Below are 16,905 nucleotides of genomic sequence, written 5' to 3'. Positions count from 1 at the left end.
CAAAAACAGAGGCTGGGGTGCAACCTCTGTGATTGGAAATTTTATTGACGAATGATTTCTATTCTCGAGAAGATGAGAATTGAGTTCGAGCTAAGAACTTCGGAAAAAATGATTTTCCAAACCCTAGATACTCAAAGAAATTCAAGACTAGGCTAGGCAACTGGACGAAGATTGAACTAGAGTTCATCGAGGAGAGTTAACAAAGCCTAGTGAAGAATTTCGAAGAGTATTACTTTTCAGTAAACTCGCCGTCTACGACATCATCGCCTGCGTTGTTAGCTGTTTGGGCACCTTCTTGGCCTGCGGCTGCTTGTTGTGCTGCTGCGGCTTGCTCGTAGAGTTTTACTGCAAGGGCTTGGGCTTTTTCGTTGAGGTTTTCAAGTTTAGCCTTCATGTCGTCCAAGTTGTTTGCTTCTTGAGCTGCTTTCAACTCATTAAGAGCTGTTTGGGCTTGGTCACGTTCTGCGTCGAAGCCTTTGCCTTCCGTTTCTTTAAGAGTTTTCTCAGTCGCAAAGATGGCTTGGTCCACATCGTTACGAAGATCTACTTCTTCCTTACGTTTCTTATCTGCTTCCGCGTTTGCTTCTGCATCTTTCATCATGCGGTCGATTTCTTCGTCTGTCAAACCTGAGTTAGACTGGATAACGATAGTTTGTTCTTTTTGCGTACCAAGGTCTTTGGCTTTTACAGAAACGATACCGTTCTTGTCGATGTCAAATGTAACTTCGATTTGTGGAATACCACGAGGTGCTGCAGGGATGTCAGTCAATTGGAAGCGACCAAGAGTCTTGTTGTCTGCTGCCATTGGACGCTCACCTTGAAGCACATGGATGTCAACAGCTGGCTGGTTATCTGCCGCAGTTGAGAAGACTTGTGATTTAGAAGTTGGGATGGTTGTGTTGCGGTCGATGAGTTTTGTAAATACACCACCCATTGTTTCGATACCAAGTGACAATGGTGTTACGTCAAGGAGGACAACGTCTTTGACATCACCAGTGATCACACCACCTTGGATTGCCGCCCCCATAGCCACTACTTCGTCAGGGTTTACAGATTTGTTTGGCTCTTTACCAGTTTCAGCTTTTACAGCTTCTACAACGGCTGGGATACGAGTTGAACCACCAACAAGGATGACTTCGTCAATTTCTGACAAGCTAAGGCCTGCATCTGAAAGGGCTTGACGAACAGGAATTTTTGTACGTTCTACAAGGTCGTAAGTCAATTCGTCAAATTTCGCACGAGTCAATGTCATTTCCAAGTGAAGCGGACCAGCTGCACCGGCAGTAATGAACGGCAAGCTGATTTGAGTTGATGTTACACCTGACAAATCTTTCTTCGCTTTTTCAGCCGCATCTTTCAAACGTTGAAGGGCCATCTTATCAGCTGACAAGTCGATGCCATTTTCTTTCTTGAATTCTGCTACCATGTGGTCGATGATCTTTTGGTCAAAGTCGTCACCACCGAGCTTGTTGTCACCTGCTGTTGCAAGTACATCAAAGACACCGTCACCAAGTTCAAGGATAGATACGTCGAAAGTACCACCACCAAGGTCGAATACCAAGATTTTCTCATCTTTGTCAGTCTTGTCCAAACCGTAAGCAAGGGCTGCTGCAGTTGGTTCGTTGACGATACGTTCTACTTCAAGACCAGCGATTTTACCAGCGTCTTTGGTTGCTTGACGTTGGGCATCGTTGAAGTAAGCAGGAACAGTGATAACGGCTTTAGTTACTTTTTCACCAAGGTATTCTTCCGCATAGCCTTTCAAGTATTGAAGGATCATTGCTGAGATTTCTTGTGGTGTGTATTCTTTGCCATTTGCTGAAACTTTTTCAGAAGTTCCCATTTTTGATTTGATAGAGATGATGGTATCTGGGTTAGTTACTGCTTGGCGTTTTGCCGCATCACCAACGATGATTTCACCATTTTTGAAAGACACAACAGACGGAGTTGTGCGGTTTCCTTCTGGGTTTGCGATGATTTTTGATTCAGTTCCTTCAAGAACTGCAACTGCTGAGTTTGTTGTACCTAAGTCAATACCGATAATTTTAGACATGTGTGTTACCTCTTAGTTTTCTTTTATTCATTCATAGTTTACCGTCATTGCAGACGAGGTTTTTTCATAGTTTTCGAGTAACTCTTGTCGCTTTAGCGACCTTAGAGTTACCGACACAAAGTTTGCCCAAGAGCTAGGAGCCTCGCGACGAAGCGATTGGTTGCAAACTACTGTGCATGACATTTCGGTCAAGTTTTCTTTTTTGGAAAATAGCAGAGCGACTACTCTGATACCACCACCATAGCAGGTCTCAGCAAGCGTTCATGCAACTTGTAGCCTTTTTGGAAGACTTGGGCAATGTGTTCTGCTGGGCAGTCGTCTGTGGCTGGAACTGTTTGAATGGCCATGTGAAGATTTGGGTCAAAGACATCTGTAGCGACTTCTTCCACCCCTTCTTCTTTGAGGGCTTGAATCAAGCTTTCCTGTACCATTTCTAAGCCTTTTTTGACATCTTCTGTCAGACCTTCGACTTGAAGGGCACGTTCCAGGTTATCCAAGCTCGGCAAGATTTTCTTAGCCAAGTCTTGCGAACGGTAACGCTGAATGGTCTGGCGTTCCTCGTTGGCACGGCGTTGAATATTTTGCATTTCAGCATGGGCACGAAGGTACTTGTTTTCAAATTCCTCTGCACGCTCATTTGCCAAGTCCAATTCTGATTTTTCAGGAGCTTCGACAACTTCTTCTGTTGTTTCAACCTCTTCTACGATTTCTTCGTTTTTGATTTCTTCTGACAAGTTGTTCACCTCTTCATTTTCTATTATTACTTTGACAAATAATAAATTGAGTTCGAGCTAGAAACTCAGAAAAAAGATAGATTTCCTTGTGTCTGATGACACCGCGTCAATCTCCTATTTTTCAATCGTTTCCTTCACGCCCTCACATCTTAATTTACCTCATAATGATTACTGCTCAAATATCGGTAGTAATCGGTTAATTTCATAAATAGGACGCGGCTGATAATGTTAATCAAACTCATCTGCCTACGATAGTCCATGTCAACAGGACCAAGCAAACTCATCTGGGCCATGCCCCGATAGGGGATTGGAAAGCGATGATGAATGACTGTCACATCCGCCAGGGCAGGATCCCTATGTTCCGCCACAGAAATGCTGGTCTGCTGGTTCGGCGCCAAACCCTGCCGCAACTCTGGGGCTAATAGCTGTGGGCTATCCAAGAGCTGATAGGTGGCGAGATTGCCATAGGTCAGCGAGGCGACCTTCCCGCTAATAAAGACTGATTCTTGGAAGAGATTGGAAAAAATATAGTCCATCAGATCCAAGACATTGTCCGTCGTGGTAAAGTAACGTTGCACCACCTGGGGAATCTCCGTCCGCAGCTTGTAGTGGATTGCCAAGACCGTCTGGTCAACGAAGCGTTCATCCACCAGGCGTTTGAGCACTTCCAAGTCCCTGGTCAAAAAGTTCTTGGGAATGGCAAACTGGACAGTGACAGGTTTGGACTGATCCAAGGTCAAGACTGCCAAGGCATCGTGGCTGCTGAGTTGTACGATGTCAAAGGAAGTCAACTGCTGACTGGTCGGCTCCACATCTAAGATGACCGAAGTGTAGCCTGTCAAATCCGCTAGGACTGTACTGGCCCGCTCCAAGATGTCTTCCAGCTTAAAGGCTTCAAAGTCGAAGGCCTTGACCACCTGATAAACATCTTCTTCATTGATGTGTTCCAAGTTAAGCGAGTGGTTGACAAAGTATTGAAAACCAGCCCGACTGGGCATCCGACCACTTGACGTGTGAGCCTTTTCTAGCAAGCCCAACTGCTCTAGCTTAGCCATATCATTACGAATGGTGGCCGAACTAGAAGCAATCATCTCCTGTAAGGCCTTAGAACCAACTGGCTCATGATGGCGCGTAAACAATTCAACAATCAGATTCAAAATATCATTTTGACGTTGGGTAATCATCTCCGCTCCTTTCATGACCAGTGTTGATTGCCGTTTTTAGCACTCAAACCTATAGAGTGCTAAGCACTTATACTCCCATTATACGCCGAAAAAATGGATTGTCAAGAGAAAAAACCAAAAAATTAGCACTCTTTTACCTAGAGTGCTAAAAATCAGTCTGAGGACCTAGAATGGTGGATGTCAACAAAAAATCAGAGAAAACTCCCTGATTTGATTCTTATTTCCCTTGGGCAATCAATTCTGCTCCGCGTTTGCGGTAGGATAGGTCGCCAACGGCTTCAATTAAAAGCTTGCCATTTTCGTATTTGAGGATGGTGATTGAGCCATTATCGAGGAAGACATTGGCTCCACGCTCTGGCTCCAACAGATGGGCTAGGGTTGCAATGGTCATACCATGACTGACCACAAGGGCATTGCCGCCGCCCTGCTTTTCCAAGTCTTGGGCGATAGCCTCAAAGCCTGTCAAGATACGATTGCTCAAAACTTCCCATGATTCCGCCCATCCAGCGGTGTCTGCTTCTTGGATACCTGCTGCGATTTCCGCAAAGGACATGCCTGTCGCATCAACTGTCCCTTTCAAACGAGGCAGGACACCTTGGAAAAGCTCGGCATCATACATGCCCTCGAAACTACCAAAGCACCATTCACGGATACGCTTGTCTTGGTAATATGGGATTTTTCCTAAAATTCCCAACTCACGCTGGGCGATGGTCATGGTCTGAACGGTTCGACCCAGGTCACTGGATACAGCCAGCTTAAAATCAAGGCCCGCATCCTTGAGCCCCAAGCCCAGTTCACGAATTCCTTCCTCACCAGCCTTGGTCAGCGGTGTATCACACCAGCCCTGCACGCGCCCAATGGTATTGAACATGGTTTTCCCGTGACGAGAAATATATAATCTTACGTCTGCCATAGTATTCTCCTTGTCATTTCTTACTATATAGTATAACAAAAAACCGACTGCTTGTGGCAATCGGTCTACGTTTTTTAGTTCTTAAAACTATGAATCGGTGCTGGAATCTGTCCGCCACGGTTGATAAAGTCCACAGACGAAGCCTGATTGACCTTCATGACAGGGGCTGTTCCCAGAAGTCCACCAAATTCAATCATGTCCCCTTCTTTTCCAAGCGGAATAATGCGGACCGCAGTTGTTTTCTGGTTGATAACCCCAATCGCCGCCTCATCCGCAATCATAGCTGCGATCGTTTCAGCAGGCGTTGTTTCTGGAATGGCAATCATGTCTAAACCAACTGAACAGATAGCCGTCATAGCTTCCAATTTTTCAAGGTTAAGGGAGCCATTTTGCACCGCCGCAATCATGCCCTCGTCCTCAGACACAGGGATAAAGGCACCTGATAAACCGCCGACTTGGTTGCAGGCCATGACCCCACCTTTTTTGACTGCGTCATTGAGCAAAGCCAAGGCAGCAGTCGTTCCGTGCGTACCTACGGTTTCTAAGCCCATTTCCTCCAAAACCCGTGCTACTGAGTCGCCAACAGCTGGCGTCGGAGCAAGGGACAGGTCCACGATACCAAACTTAACACCCAGGCGTTCGCTGGCCATATTGCCGACCAACTGACCGATACGGGTAATCTTGAAGGCCGTTTTTTTGACGGTTTCAGCCACCACATCAAAGCTCTCGCCACGCACTTTTTCAAGGGCACGCTTGACCACACCAGGCCCAGACACACCGACATTGATAACCACATCCGCCTCACCGACACCATGGAAGGCACCCGCCATGAAAGGATTGTCCTCGACCGCATTGGCAAAGACCACCAGCTTAGCCGCCCCCATATCAGAAGCCTCCGCCGTCTCCTTGATGATCCGCCCCATGTCCCGCACGGCAGTCATATTGATGCCCGTCTTGGTCGAGCCGATGTTGACTGACGAGCAGACTTTTGTCGTTTGGGCCAATGCCTGCGGTATAGAGTTGATGAGGATTTCATCCCCTTTTTGGTAGCCCTTTTGAACCAGAGCTGAAAAACCTCCGATAAAATCAATGCCGATCTCATGAGCCGCCTTGTCCAAGGCATGAGCCAAGGGAAGATAATCCGTGGCTTCCGTCGCTGCACCAATCAGAGCGATAGGCGTGACCGACACCCGTTTGTTGACAATGGGAATTCCTAGCTCCGCCGCAATCTCATCACCGACCGCTACCAAGTTCTTAGCCTTGGTCACGATTTTAGTGTAAACTTTCTCCGCAGCCTTATCAATGTCCGAGTCGATACAGTCCAAGAGGGAAATCCCCATGGTAATGGTCCGAATGTCGAAGTGCTGCTCCTCAATCATCTCAATGGTTTCTCTAACCTGTCTAATGTCCATGATTGTTCTCCTTACAAGTTGTGCATAGCATCAAAAATCGCCGCACTTTGAATGTTGATTTTCACGTTCAAGGATTGACCAAAGGCATCCAATTCTGAACGAAGTTGCGTGAAATCTTGCTTCTCATCTGATGACACCACCGCCATCATGGTAAAATACTCATCTAAAACAGTCTGGGAAATATCATCAATATTCAAACCCAATTCCGCAATCTTGGTCGCAACACCCGCAACAATTCCTGACTTGTCTTTTCCGACAACTGTAACAATAGCTTTCATCTGAATACCTCTTCTAAATTTTCATTTATTTTATCATAAATATGCAGAAAAAGGTAGAAATCCTCTAGTTTCTACCTCCAACATACCTATTTATTTTACAATTTGTGACCGACGGGCATAGGCTTTCCAGTCAATCCCACGCGCTTCACACCAGTTTTGTACATTTGGCGCCAAGACCAAATCTTTCTGACGGAGTTCCGCAATGTTTTTTGCACCCAGCATGGTCATGATTTCAGCCATCTGCCATTGGAAGGTTTTAATAGCCTGCAAGCCGTCATCAAAGCGATGTCCCTTACCATCCTTGACATACTGGAGGAAATGATTGGACATCCCAACAAGGTCTGCACCGAGGGCCAATGATTTGACAATATCTAGTGGCGTCTTAATACCACCAGATGCAATCAGGCTTGGGCGAACTTCTTCAGGGACAGACATAGCTTCCACCAAGGAAGTCACGGTTGACTGCCCCCAACCTTCTAAATAGGCATAATCATTGAAGGTACGGCGGGCATTTTCAATCTTGGCGAAATCCGTCCCCCCAGTACCAGACACATCGATGGTCTTGACGCCGACAGAAGCCAGCTGGGCAACCGTTTCTCGGCTCATACCAAAACCAACTTCCTTGACAATGACAGGCACTTCCATCTCCCGTACCAAAGTTTCAATATTCTTCAACCACATAGTGAAATCACGATCTCCCTCAGGCATGACAATCTCCTGGGGGGCATTGACATGGATCTGAATGGCATTTGCCTCCAACAAATCCACCGCCCGCTTGGCATTCTCAACACTGTGATGGGCACCTAGGTTGGCAAAGATAATCCCGTAAGGATTTTCCCGACGCATAACAGAGAAGGTTTCTGCAACAGACGGATCCTTGATTGCCGCACTGACCGAACCAGAAGCCAGGGCAATCTTGCCAAAATGCCCCATAATCCCCAACAAGCGGTTGATTTCGCGGCTCTTCTTGCTTCCGCCAGTCATGGCATTGACAAAGAAAGGAAAGGCAAAGTCCAAACCAGCCACACTGGTCGAAATATCCACCTCATCCACCTTGGTCTGCGGCAGGGAATGATGGACAAACAGGGTTTCTGTAAAGTCCTTGGCTGGTGTGGCACTATATTGCTGGTTGGCCAAGCCAACGTGTTGATCCTTGCGGTCTAAACCAAATTCTCCTAGATAAAACATAGGGTTCTCCTTATTCTCTACTTGTGATCTTTAGTTGGAGTGGAATAATGCCGGCTTGTTGCCAAGCCGTCTCAATCGCTACTTTTTGTTCCTTACTGTCTACCAAGCAAATGCCGCAGTCACCACCGCCTGCACCAGATGACTTGGCCACCGCCCCATAGGTCTGGGCCAGGTCACAGAGTTGACTCAGTTGAAGCGTTTCAATGACCAAACCCATTCCTCTCGCAAAATCCTGTAAGAGCTTGCGGTTTTGAGCAAGGGCCTGCCTTACTGACGCTGAGTCATTTGTCTGACAAGCTACTATCAACTGCTCTACACAGGTCTTGGAGTCGGCTAGAAACTGGCTATGAATTTGCTCTTTTTCAGCCTGACTTTTTTGGTCTTCCATCTGGGAAACTAGACTATCCGTTGAAGCCGCCGACCCTGTCCAGCCAACCAAGAGGTCTAAGCCTTCAGGTAACTGGATAGGGCTGATAGACAAACTTTGCCAATCACTTTCCACCAGATCCAGCAGGGACAGCTCTGCCATTTTCCCTAAAAGCCAAGAACGGTCCAGGGAATGATAGGCAATCAAGCCACCGAAACTAGAGGCAGCCAAATCCCCAAAGGAGCCCGTCATGCCTAGCTTGGTCTGGGTCAGAGCTGCCAGCTTGTAGGTCAGGAGGGCATCTGGTCGGTGACCGTAGTAGGTCAACAGGGCCTTGACCGTCGCAACCGTTACTGCCCCTGAAGACCCCAGACCATACTTGGCACCTGAAGTCTGGTCATCCAGGTCAGACTGGACCGCTAGACTGTAAGTTCCATGACAAGCATAGCCCTTGGCTGTCAGATAGACTTCTGTCACCTGCATGGCTGTCTCAATCAGGGCATAGGGATGGGCATCTTGGATGAAAATCTCATTTTCCTTACGCTCCCAGGTCAGATAGAGATCTGCTTGCTGGCTGGAATGAAGAAGGCCTCGGTCACTTGTTTCAATGGTGACGGTCAGGTACTGGTCAACCGCCGCAATCACCGCAGGGTGACCGGCCTCAACAACTGCGTATTCCCCTGCTAGAAAGAGTTTTCCAGGTATCTTTACTTGTACTTTCATGCTACAAGCCCTTTTCAAACGCTGCTTGTGAGGTCTGCCACTCGTCTTCACTGAGGACGTAGGCAGCAGGACCAGGCTTGCTGGTGATGATTTTCTCTCTTGGGAAGACTTTGGCCAATTCAGCTACTAGCTCATCCATTTGACTTGCTCGGCAGAGGACCTTGACATTTGGTCCCGCATCCATGGTCATGTAGGCTGATAAGCCAGTTGCTTCACGAACCTGACGGACTGCCTCTTGAGCCACTAGGCTATCGGCTGACCAATAGGTAAAGGGTGGATTGGCAGAGAGCGTTGTTGCATGCATTTTCATGCCATTGTGCTCTGTAATCTGACCAAGTTTTTCAAAATCACGGTTGGCAATAGCTGCCTTGATGTCCACCAAGTCTTGCTTAGCGGTTTCTACCCAGGCTGTGTAAAATGGTGAGGTGGCAACTGTGTGGTCCATTCCCTCTCGACTAGCAATCTTTTTCGGTCCGGTATTGACCGCCAAGACGACCATGCCGATATCCCAATCCGCATCGTCAATGGGGTGAGCCATAGAATCTTCCGAACCAGTTCCCATATCCCACTCAACAAATCCACCGAATAGGCTGCGGGTACTGGAGCCTGAGCCTCTACGTGCAAGGGTTGATAGGGTGGCTGGTGACAAATCTAAATCCAAAGCAGTTGCGGTTGCAAGTGCAAGTGCTGCGAAAGCTGATGCTGAGCTTGCCAAACCAGCCGCAGTCGGAACAAAATTTAGACTTTCCACTCGGGCAAATGCCCTTTCACCTATATATTCGCAAAACAAATCCAAAAATCGCGAAATTTTTAAAATTTCTTTTTCTTTTTGTAACATTCCGTTGAGATAGAACTCATCGGCAGTTAATTCTGGGTCAAAAACGACCTTGGTATCCGTATAAAATGCGTCAAGGGTTAGGGATAAACTGGAATTCATTGGTAGAAATAATTCCTTATCTCGTTTTCCCCAGTATTTAATCAAGGCAATATTAGTATGGGCACGGGCTATGCCTGTTTGTTTAGTCATTGGTTTCTCCTAAGTACTGTATCCAGGTTTGGCGGGCGTCTGCTTGGTCAAGGATGTGTGCAAGTTTTTGGGCATCCTGAGCTGTTCTTGCCAGGGCAATCATGCAGCCTCCTCGGCCGCCACCAGTTAATTTGGCTCCGAGGGCTCCATTTTCTTGGGCAAGGCTGACGAGCTTATCCAGGCTAGGATCAGACACGCCTAATTTTTGCAGGAGGGCATGAGCTTGGTTCATTCTGCTACCTAGAATCTCTGCCCGGCCTGTGGCTAAATCTTCCTTGGCCTGTCGGGTCAAGTTCCCCAGTTCTTCTACTAGCTTGATAGCCTCTGGCTTTTTCTCCAACAAATCAGCCACGTCTGAAATGGCTTCTAAGGTGTTTCCCGTCACACCTGTATCAGCCACTACCAAATGGGCATGGAGTTTCAGCTCAAAAGGTTCGATGGGCTGGTGCTTGATAAAAAAGACGGGAGACTTGCCGCTGGTGGTCGCCGCATCAATGCCCGAGGGATTGCCGTGAGCAATTTTTTCCGAAGACTGGACGATGTCCCAGAGTTCGCTGTCGGTCAGTTCTTTTTTATAGTAGGCAAAGAGGGCGCGTGCTACTGCAACTGCAACGGCTGCACTGGAGCCCATGCCACGCTCGGCAGGAATGGTGGAACTAATCTCGATATGAATAGCTGGGTCTGTCGGTGCTCCGATACGATAGAGCGAGAAACGGATGGCATGCTTGAGGCTTTCCCAGATTTTTGGCATCTTGTGAACCAAGCCTTCGTAAAAGTCACAGGCCACACTCAAAGCCTGACCCTGCTCCCTTACCTGAGCGGTAATTTCAACAGCAGAAAAAGGCATAGCAATTGCAGGCTGGCCATAGACCACCGCATGCTCGCCCATCAAAATGATTTTTCCATTTGCTTTTCCTACTACTGACATACTTTTCTCCTTATACAATCACTACTATTATACCATTTTTACATAAGAATAGAACACACGAAAACAGCCGACCGCAGTCGACTGTTCTCTAGGAGATTATATGATACCTAGCTCTTTGTCGCGTGCGACTTAGAGATAGGGACACCTTTAGGTGAAAAGATGGACGAATATAAACTAAACAAACTGCCAAAATGCGCCGAAACACGAAAACAGCCGGTCGCAAAATGAGGCTGTATATTTCCTCTTTGCTTTGAGTTTCAAGGCTCAGACCTCTTACAGTCCACTGAACTGTAAAATTCATACGATTTTATATATTATCGTATCTAAAAATTTGAATACAACCTAGAAACTCGGAACTATTAATACTTCTCATCTTTTTACACCAATCAAAAACACCTAATTCCAACTCATTCTGAGGAATTTAGGTGTTTTATCATCATCTGAACTGATTCCAAATTTTAACTTAGTATTACTGGTGGAATCTTATCTCCAAATAAAATCACATATGTAAGCAATAATACACTAAATTTAATTAATTTCTTTTTCATCTTTCGACTCCTGTTCCAATAAATCTATAAAGAATGACTGAGCTAAATTTTTTAAGAGCTCGTCGCCTTCTAAGTCATAAACAACTATTGATTTTTTGACCATATCAATTGCTTCTGAAATAATGGAGCGTTTTGCTAATATGTTGGCTCTCATTAACAAAGTATTGCCTAACATAAATAAAGTATTTCGGCTCTTTAACAATTCTAGTGATTCTGCATTGTAAACCAAGGCTTTTTCAAAGTTGTTATACAGGTACAAAATTCTAGAATATCCGTATTGAAATAATACTTTCAACTCCCAATCATTTGACTCATGATAGTGATGAATGAGACTTTCATATTGGTTCATTGATGCTACATACTCTTCTAACTCCGAATATATTCCCGCAATAGCAATACCAACTCGTAAAAATAGATTAGAGTTTTCAACCAAAGTAGGTAGCAACCCTTCCAAAATCTCTAAAGCTTCATTTGACTTTTTGTATTTCCCAAATAACAATACCCCGTTAAGGTATTGTATATATGGACTTTGAATCGGAGATACAGAATCTTTTGAAATAAACTGCAAAAAATATTCCAATGTATCATACTCTCTTCGGTAAAGAATGGATTTCAATTCATCCGTAAGAATAGATTCCTCTGTACTCTTCTTTAGTTGAAACAATTCCAATATCACACTAGAATCGATGTCTAATTTTTTGACGAGCTTAAAAAATAATTCGACTGATGGAGAAACTTCAGCTTTTTCAATTTTACTAATAACTGCTTGAGCACAAATACCCTCAGACAGTTCTTTTTGACTAAATCCTTTCTCCAAACGCGTCCGCTTAATAAGACTAGCAATTTTTTCTTTCACAATTCACATTCCAATTCACAGTATTTTCTCTATTGTACCACTATTCGGATGAATTTCCCATATCTCATCGTATAGGCCAAGATCCGACTCTGAATAGTGATGAGCAACCTCAAAGATTGTAATTGGTAAATTGGCAAGTTTTTTACGAATGAGGGCTGAGGATTGTTTATCAATTGCTGATGTCCCCTCATCAACTAACAAGATTTTCTTATTATGAAGGAGGGCTCTGGCAATCTCAATACGTTGTTTTTGTCCTCCTGATAACTGCGCCCCATTTTCACCATAATATTTCTCTAAACAATCTTCACCTAGCTCTTCTACCAAACCCAGTTCTGAAAGCAAGGCTAACAACTCCTCCTCACGAACTGACTCAAGCGCCATTAGGAGATTCTCTTTTAAACTTGCCTCAAAATAGTAGGGCGATTGTTGGATTCTTGCCATTTGATTGCTAGGATTACTTATTTTTTTCTGATGATTTAATACAGATATTTCCCCTTCCAACGGTTGCAGTACACCCTGTATGCTATCTAGTAAGGTCGTCTTTCCACTTCCTGAAGCACCTCTAATAAGTATTTTACGACCATATGGGACTGTAGCATTAAAATTTTTGATAATTGCTGCCCCATGTCCAATGGCTACTCCTGAAAAATGAATCTCAGGCGTCAATATTGATTCATCAATATGATTTTCAGACACTTCCTGTTGCTGAGAATCCTGTAACATTTTCTCTAATTTTTTTCGAGTTGGCTCCGTTGATTGTATCATCCGTAAATAGTTCGAAACATTTCTAAATGGATAGATAACACGGTCGCTGGCTAAAAATAAAGCGATAACAATACTAGCATCTAGTTTCCCTTGGGTTACAAATACTAGAGCTACAGTTATTGGAACAATATAACTTAACCACGATAGCATGGAAGAAACGAGATTAACTATGCTGTGTTTATTATTTAATGCCTCATTACTATTTTCTAAGTCATTGACAACTGTCTCAGCCATCCCTAAAAACTTACGATTCGCACCATATGTCCATAGAACCGAAAAACCTTGAAAAATATCTTTTATGCTACGAATAAATTTCTCATTCGACTTTGTAAAGTGCTCTGTTGCAGTTCCTAGATAGTTGCTAAATAGTATTGCTGGCAACATTGGAAGAAATGAGAAAATAATAAATAATACAGAAATTGCAGGACTTAGATAGACAAGATATATCAATGAAACTACCCCTAAAAGACTGTAGTATAAGCAATCAAAAAGAACAGAAAAATATTTATCTTCTACTAATTTTAAATCTACTGTTAATACCGCAAGAGACTCTGTAACATCTAATGCATTTCCCTTATTTCCAAGATAGTTTAACAGTTCCATCTTATACTTTGTATGCAGATTTTTTAGTAAATCGTTTTTTATTATTGAAACAAATAAATCTGATAATTGAATCAATAAATAGAACAATATACTACAACCGGCGAATAGTAAAACATCTTTTACAGTTGATTCCGAGCTAAATTGACTAACTCTCGAAATAACTTGAGACATAATAATACCGTCAAAACTCGCTCCTACCAATGCAAGCAAGAGTAAACATATTTTAAACTTAGGCAATATTCTCCATACCTGTTTTAATTTCATAATCCGTTCTCCATTTTCTAAAGATTTCATCAAGTAAATATAAAGCAAATTCTGAGGGTGCTGTTTGCACACCTTGCTTATATTTTGCGTATCTATATAAGACGAGCGCTATTCCACTACTACCTGAATGTAAATCATGGGAAATTTTTAAATTTCCTTCACCTAAGAATCCAAATAATATCTCACTCTCATCTCTCTGTTCAAAAAGCTTCAAAGTCTTGATTTGCTGATCAACTACTTTTGATGTTCTTTCTGAGACTTCATCACACAATACTCCCTCTTGTAAACAAGTAATTAATAAATCAGTTATCCCTGCCAATCCACGCATCAGAGTAGCAAAATAATGGATATCATAATCTAAACTCAAACAAATATTGTTTAACACGTTTGAGTATTCATCATTTTTAGTTACTTTATAATAGTAAAACAACATATATCCGATTCCTGACAAACCATTGTATAAGAACGGAGACTCAATCTTATTTCCAGAATTATTTTTCCCAACTCGGTCTACAGTGAGGTTTCCATGTGAGTTTTCATACACATACATCAAAATATTTGCTACATGACTCTCTCCAATATCTAAATAACGTCTATCGTTTGTAACCATATACATCGCCAAATATATTAATGCAACACCGGATTCCCCTTCATACAATCCTACTACATCTGTTTCTAACCGTCTTTCTAGCAACAATTCTTGTAACTCGGAGAACATTGTTTCGGAACAGCCTTCAAATCCAAAGTATGCCCCTAAAATAACCAATCCAGAAATAACATAATATATCCCCGTATTATCACTATTTTTTAATGTTTTGAAACTTCTATTAAAAATATTCCATGCTTCTAATTTTTTGTTCTCACACATGAGAAAGTATACAAAACTCAATTCTCCAATCATTAATCCACTCGAAATATCAATACAATCATTAAATAACGCCCCATATGTAGTATTAATAATATCGTTACTAATATTTTGAATTTCGGTTAATATCATTCTTTCTTTTCCATCAGAAATTCGTCGTAACGAATACAAAACACCTAGCCCCCCATGAGCAATGCTGTAGGGATTTGTATTATAAACTTGCGGATCTGCTGGGAAAAAAATTTTATTATGGTCTACTTCTAAAATACAATAACTTTCAAGTATACAATTTATTATCTGATCTAACTGCTGACTGACAGCATCGGGAGAAACTTTACATATATTTGCTGCACCATCAAATGATATGATATACTTTTCTATTTGAGTCAGCATTCTCTGAGCGTACTTATTATTAATTATACTTTTTAAATACTGGATACTTTTGAAAACATTGGCACGGTTAAATTCAAACATGTTTTGTATTGGGAATATCATACATATTCCAATAATGTAAACTTTATAAATATCTATACCTTCAATTTCTCCAATATAGGAGAATCCGGGGGTTTGAATATTGGTTATACCATTTAATTCTTTTTTCAAAATCGCATATTCTAAATCAATTAATTTAACAGTCGGCTCATTTGTTTCAAAGTTCACAATGATATTCGTCTCGGACAAATCCTGTACATAAATACCAAAATCATTAATTCTGCCTATTCCTGCAATTATATTATTGAATATTATTAAACAGTTTTTAAAATAGTCATCAATTTTTTTGACATTTTTTTCATTTGTTAATAATGGATTATGCAGATAAATATATTCTCTTAAATTTGTCCCTTCTAGTTTTTCTTCAATTAGGTAACTATTCCCTTTTTCTTCTATTATTTCAAATACTTGTGGAACAAAATCTGTCCTCTCCAATAATTTCAAAAAAGAGAATTCTCTTTTTAACCTATCAGTAGAATAAAATTTGGTATTATCTTGTCCAGTGAACTTTCGAGCCTCTTTCATTACAAAAATTTTTCGTGAATTCACCTCAGTAACTTCGTATACACCTCCTGATGAAGAAAACTTTATTGCTTGCATAGGAATATATTTTTTAATAACAAAGATTCTTCATTACTCTCATCTTCTAAAGATATTTTTTTAATCCAATTCGGCGTAAATGGATAAGGAAACTTTTCGTCTTTTACAAAATTAGCTTCATTATCTAAAATGTATGTCTCAACCACACCATAAGTATTTATTCTTCTTATAGGGTCAATCTCCCCATATCTATAATAAATTATTTTCGATGAAGAATATCTATAATCAGTCAATACTTCCGGTCCATCATACATAATTGTTAAATCTGAAATATCTTGAATTACTGTCCTGAATTCAGATTCTTTTGGATAAACTACAATAAATTTTCCCGCTGAAAGTCTAGATACTTCTTTACTATTAATTTCTTTCAAAAATTTTTCATTTGCAAGGAATTTGAAATCAATTTTATTTTTAATGCAGTATCCACACACTATATTAAATATTTCAAGATAATTCTCCATAGTCGCTGACACATGGATCTTCCATCCTGCCGTTCGTCCTTCAGAAGTAGATTGAGAAAACTTCAAAAAAATCCAAGGTTTTTTCGTATATACACTTACATCATCTATATTGTATGAGAGTAGCTTTAAAAAAGATTCTTCCGTAACAACTTGATTACTCATAATATAAAAATTTGTACTATTCGATGAAGCATACCAATGAATCGCCATATTTTCTTGCATTTTTACACCACCATATAAAATAACATTGAACACTGCATAATTTTTATATTATGCAGTGTTCAACATTAACAAATTATGAAAAAGACGCACCTTAACTACTATTCTCTAGTAGTTGTATTACAACTAGCAAATACACAAGACCCCTGTGCTGTAGCTCCTGTACTGTCTACGAAACTACTCTTAACAGATAATGTTTGTAATTGACGCAAATCAGACATAGTTTTCTCCCTTCTAATTTTTTTAGCTGATCAACTAAATACAGTATAATATACTCATTTTAAAAAGTCAATTACTTTTTTGTATATTTTATAATTTTTGTGATATTTTTGAATCATATTTTGTTGTTTAGTGCATTTTTCACTAAAAATCTATCTAAAGAGAAAAATTCACTTTACAGATTTAACTAGATATAAAAAGTCTGA

Annotated in this window: 14 protein-coding genes; all 14 read right to left on the bottom strand. The window is 41.8% G+C overall.

The genetic code is table 11. The features are described from left to right. Positions 1 to 229: 229 nt before the first annotated feature. Positions 230 to 2,053 (bottom strand): molecular chaperone DnaK, encoded by a 1,824-nt coding sequence (gene dnaK, locus ODU37_RS08055; protein ID WP_249562491.1) that lies wholly within the window; start codon positions 2,051 to 2,053, stop codon positions 230 to 232. 221 nt (positions 2,054 to 2,274) lie between these two features. Beyond that, positions 2,275 to 2,796 (bottom strand): nucleotide exchange factor GrpE, encoded by a 522-nt coding sequence (gene grpE, locus ODU37_RS08050; RefSeq protein WP_269089031.1) that lies wholly within the window; start codon positions 2,794 to 2,796, stop codon positions 2,275 to 2,277. A gap of 140 nt (positions 2,797 to 2,936) precedes the next feature. Continuing rightward, positions 2,937 to 3,971 (bottom strand): heat-inducible transcriptional repressor HrcA, encoded by a 1,035-nt coding sequence (hrcA, locus tag ODU37_RS08045; RefSeq protein WP_044761805.1) that lies wholly within the window; start codon positions 3,969 to 3,971, stop codon positions 2,937 to 2,939. A gap of 217 nt (positions 3,972 to 4,188) precedes the next feature. After that, the gene (locus tag ODU37_RS08040) at positions 4,189 to 4,884 is read right to left on the bottom strand and encodes a histidine phosphatase family protein (RefSeq protein WP_249562490.1); all 696 of its coding nucleotides are present in this window, start codon (positions 4,882 to 4,884) and stop codon (positions 4,189 to 4,191) included. A 74-nt stretch (positions 4,885 to 4,958) separates the two neighbouring features. Continuing rightward, positions 4,959 to 6,296: a PFL family protein gene (locus ODU37_RS08035; protein ID WP_105120580.1), complete on the bottom strand. Its 1,338-nt coding sequence runs from the start codon at positions 6,294 to 6,296 to the stop codon at positions 4,959 to 4,961. Between the two features lie 11 nt (positions 6,297 to 6,307). Further along, positions 6,308 to 6,574, bottom strand: coding sequence for an ACT domain-containing protein (locus ODU37_RS08030; protein ID WP_024384707.1), 267 nt, complete (start codon positions 6,572 to 6,574; stop codon positions 6,308 to 6,310). 90 nt (positions 6,575 to 6,664) lie between these two features. Then, positions 6,665 to 7,762, bottom strand: coding sequence for a type 2 isopentenyl-diphosphate Delta-isomerase (gene fni, locus ODU37_RS08025; protein ID WP_398580460.1), 1,098 nt, complete (start codon positions 7,760 to 7,762; stop codon positions 6,665 to 6,667). 10 nt (positions 7,763 to 7,772) lie between these two features. Then, positions 7,773 to 8,852 (bottom strand): phosphomevalonate kinase, encoded by a 1,080-nt coding sequence (locus ODU37_RS08020; protein WP_398580459.1) that lies wholly within the window; start codon positions 8,850 to 8,852, stop codon positions 7,773 to 7,775. 1 nt (position 8,853) lies between these two features. Further along, positions 8,854 to 9,879 carry a diphosphomevalonate decarboxylase gene (mvaD, locus tag ODU37_RS08015; protein WP_014735398.1) on the bottom strand — a complete coding sequence of 342 codons (1,026 nt, stop codon included), beginning with the start codon at positions 9,877 to 9,879 and terminating at the stop codon, positions 8,854 to 8,856. Then, complete coding sequence (mvk, locus tag ODU37_RS08010) at positions 9,872 to 10,807, bottom strand: mevalonate kinase (RefSeq protein WP_398580458.1); 936 nt, start codon at positions 10,805 to 10,807, stop codon at positions 9,872 to 9,874. The genes mvaD and mvk overlap by 8 nt, the downstream gene beginning before the upstream one ends. Before the next feature lie 528 nt (positions 10,808 to 11,335). Beyond that, entirely contained in the window at positions 11,336 to 12,211 is an 876-nt protein-coding gene (locus ODU37_RS08005; protein ID WP_161499130.1) for a helix-turn-helix transcriptional regulator, read from the bottom strand. Between the two features lie 15 nt (positions 12,212 to 12,226). Next, entirely contained in the window at positions 12,227 to 13,843 is a 1,617-nt protein-coding gene (locus tag ODU37_RS08000; protein WP_044668521.1) for an ABC transporter ATP-binding protein, read from the bottom strand. After that, entirely contained in the window at positions 13,809 to 15,800 is a 1,992-nt protein-coding gene (locus ODU37_RS07995) for a lanthionine synthetase LanC family protein (protein ID WP_398580457.1), read from the bottom strand. The genes ODU37_RS08000 and ODU37_RS07995 overlap by 35 nt, the downstream gene beginning before the upstream one ends. After that, a complete protein-coding gene (locus ODU37_RS07990) occupies positions 15,788 to 16,483 on the bottom strand; it encodes a hypothetical protein (protein WP_398580456.1) in 696 nt (231 codons plus the stop codon). The genes ODU37_RS07995 and ODU37_RS07990 overlap by 13 nt, the downstream gene beginning before the upstream one ends. Between the last annotated feature and the right edge of the window lie 422 nt (positions 16,484 to 16,905).

Origin of the sequence: Streptococcus sp. 2021WUSS109 (assembly GCF_044427305.1) — a bacterium.
GTDB classification, from domain to species: Bacteria; Bacillota; Bacilli; order Lactobacillales; family Streptococcaceae; genus Streptococcus; species Streptococcus suis.
This window is presented reverse-complemented; position numbering and strand designations above follow the sequence as displayed.

Bases quoted from the DNA above. Each gene is read 5' to 3' on its own strand.
- dnaK (WP_249562491.1), bottom strand. From the start codon at position 2,053: ATGTCTAAAATTATCGGTATTGACTTAGGTACAACAAACTCAGCAGTT.
- hrcA (WP_044761805.1), bottom strand. From the start codon at position 3,971: ATGATTACCCAACGTCAAAATGATATTTTGAATCTGATTGTTGAATTG.
- ODU37_RS08040 (WP_249562490.1), bottom strand. From the start codon at position 4,884: ATGGCAGACGTAAGATTATATATTTCTCGTCACGGGAAAACCATGTTC.
- ODU37_RS08035 (WP_105120580.1), bottom strand. From the start codon at position 6,296: ATGGACATTAGACAGGTTAGAGAAACCATTGAGATGATTGAGGAGCAG.
- ODU37_RS08030 (WP_024384707.1), bottom strand. From the start codon at position 6,574: ATGAAAGCTATTGTTACAGTTGTCGGAAAAGACAAGTCAGGAATTGTT.
- fni (WP_398580460.1), bottom strand. From the start codon at position 7,762: ATGTTTTATCTAGGAGAATTTGGTTTAGACCGCAAGGATCAACACGTT.
- ODU37_RS08020 (WP_398580459.1), bottom strand. From the start codon at position 8,852: ATGAAAGTACAAGTAAAGATACCTGGAAAACTCTTTCTAGCAGGGGAA.
- mvaD (WP_014735398.1), bottom strand. From the start codon at position 9,879: ATGACTAAACAAACAGGCATAGCCCGTGCCCATACTAATATTGCCTTG.
- mvk (WP_398580458.1), bottom strand. From the start codon at position 10,807: ATGTCAGTAGTAGGAAAAGCAAATGGAAAAATCATTTTGATGGGCGAG.
- ODU37_RS08000 (WP_044668521.1), bottom strand. From the start codon at position 13,843: ATGAAATTAAAACAGGTATGGAGAATATTGCCTAAGTTTAAAATATGT.
- ODU37_RS07995 (WP_398580457.1), bottom strand. From the start codon at position 15,800: ATGCAAGCAATAAAGTTTTCTTCATCAGGAGGTGTATACGAAGTTACT.
- ODU37_RS07990 (WP_398580456.1), bottom strand. From the start codon at position 16,483: ATGCAAGAAAATATGGCGATTCATTGGTATGCTTCATCGAATAGTACA.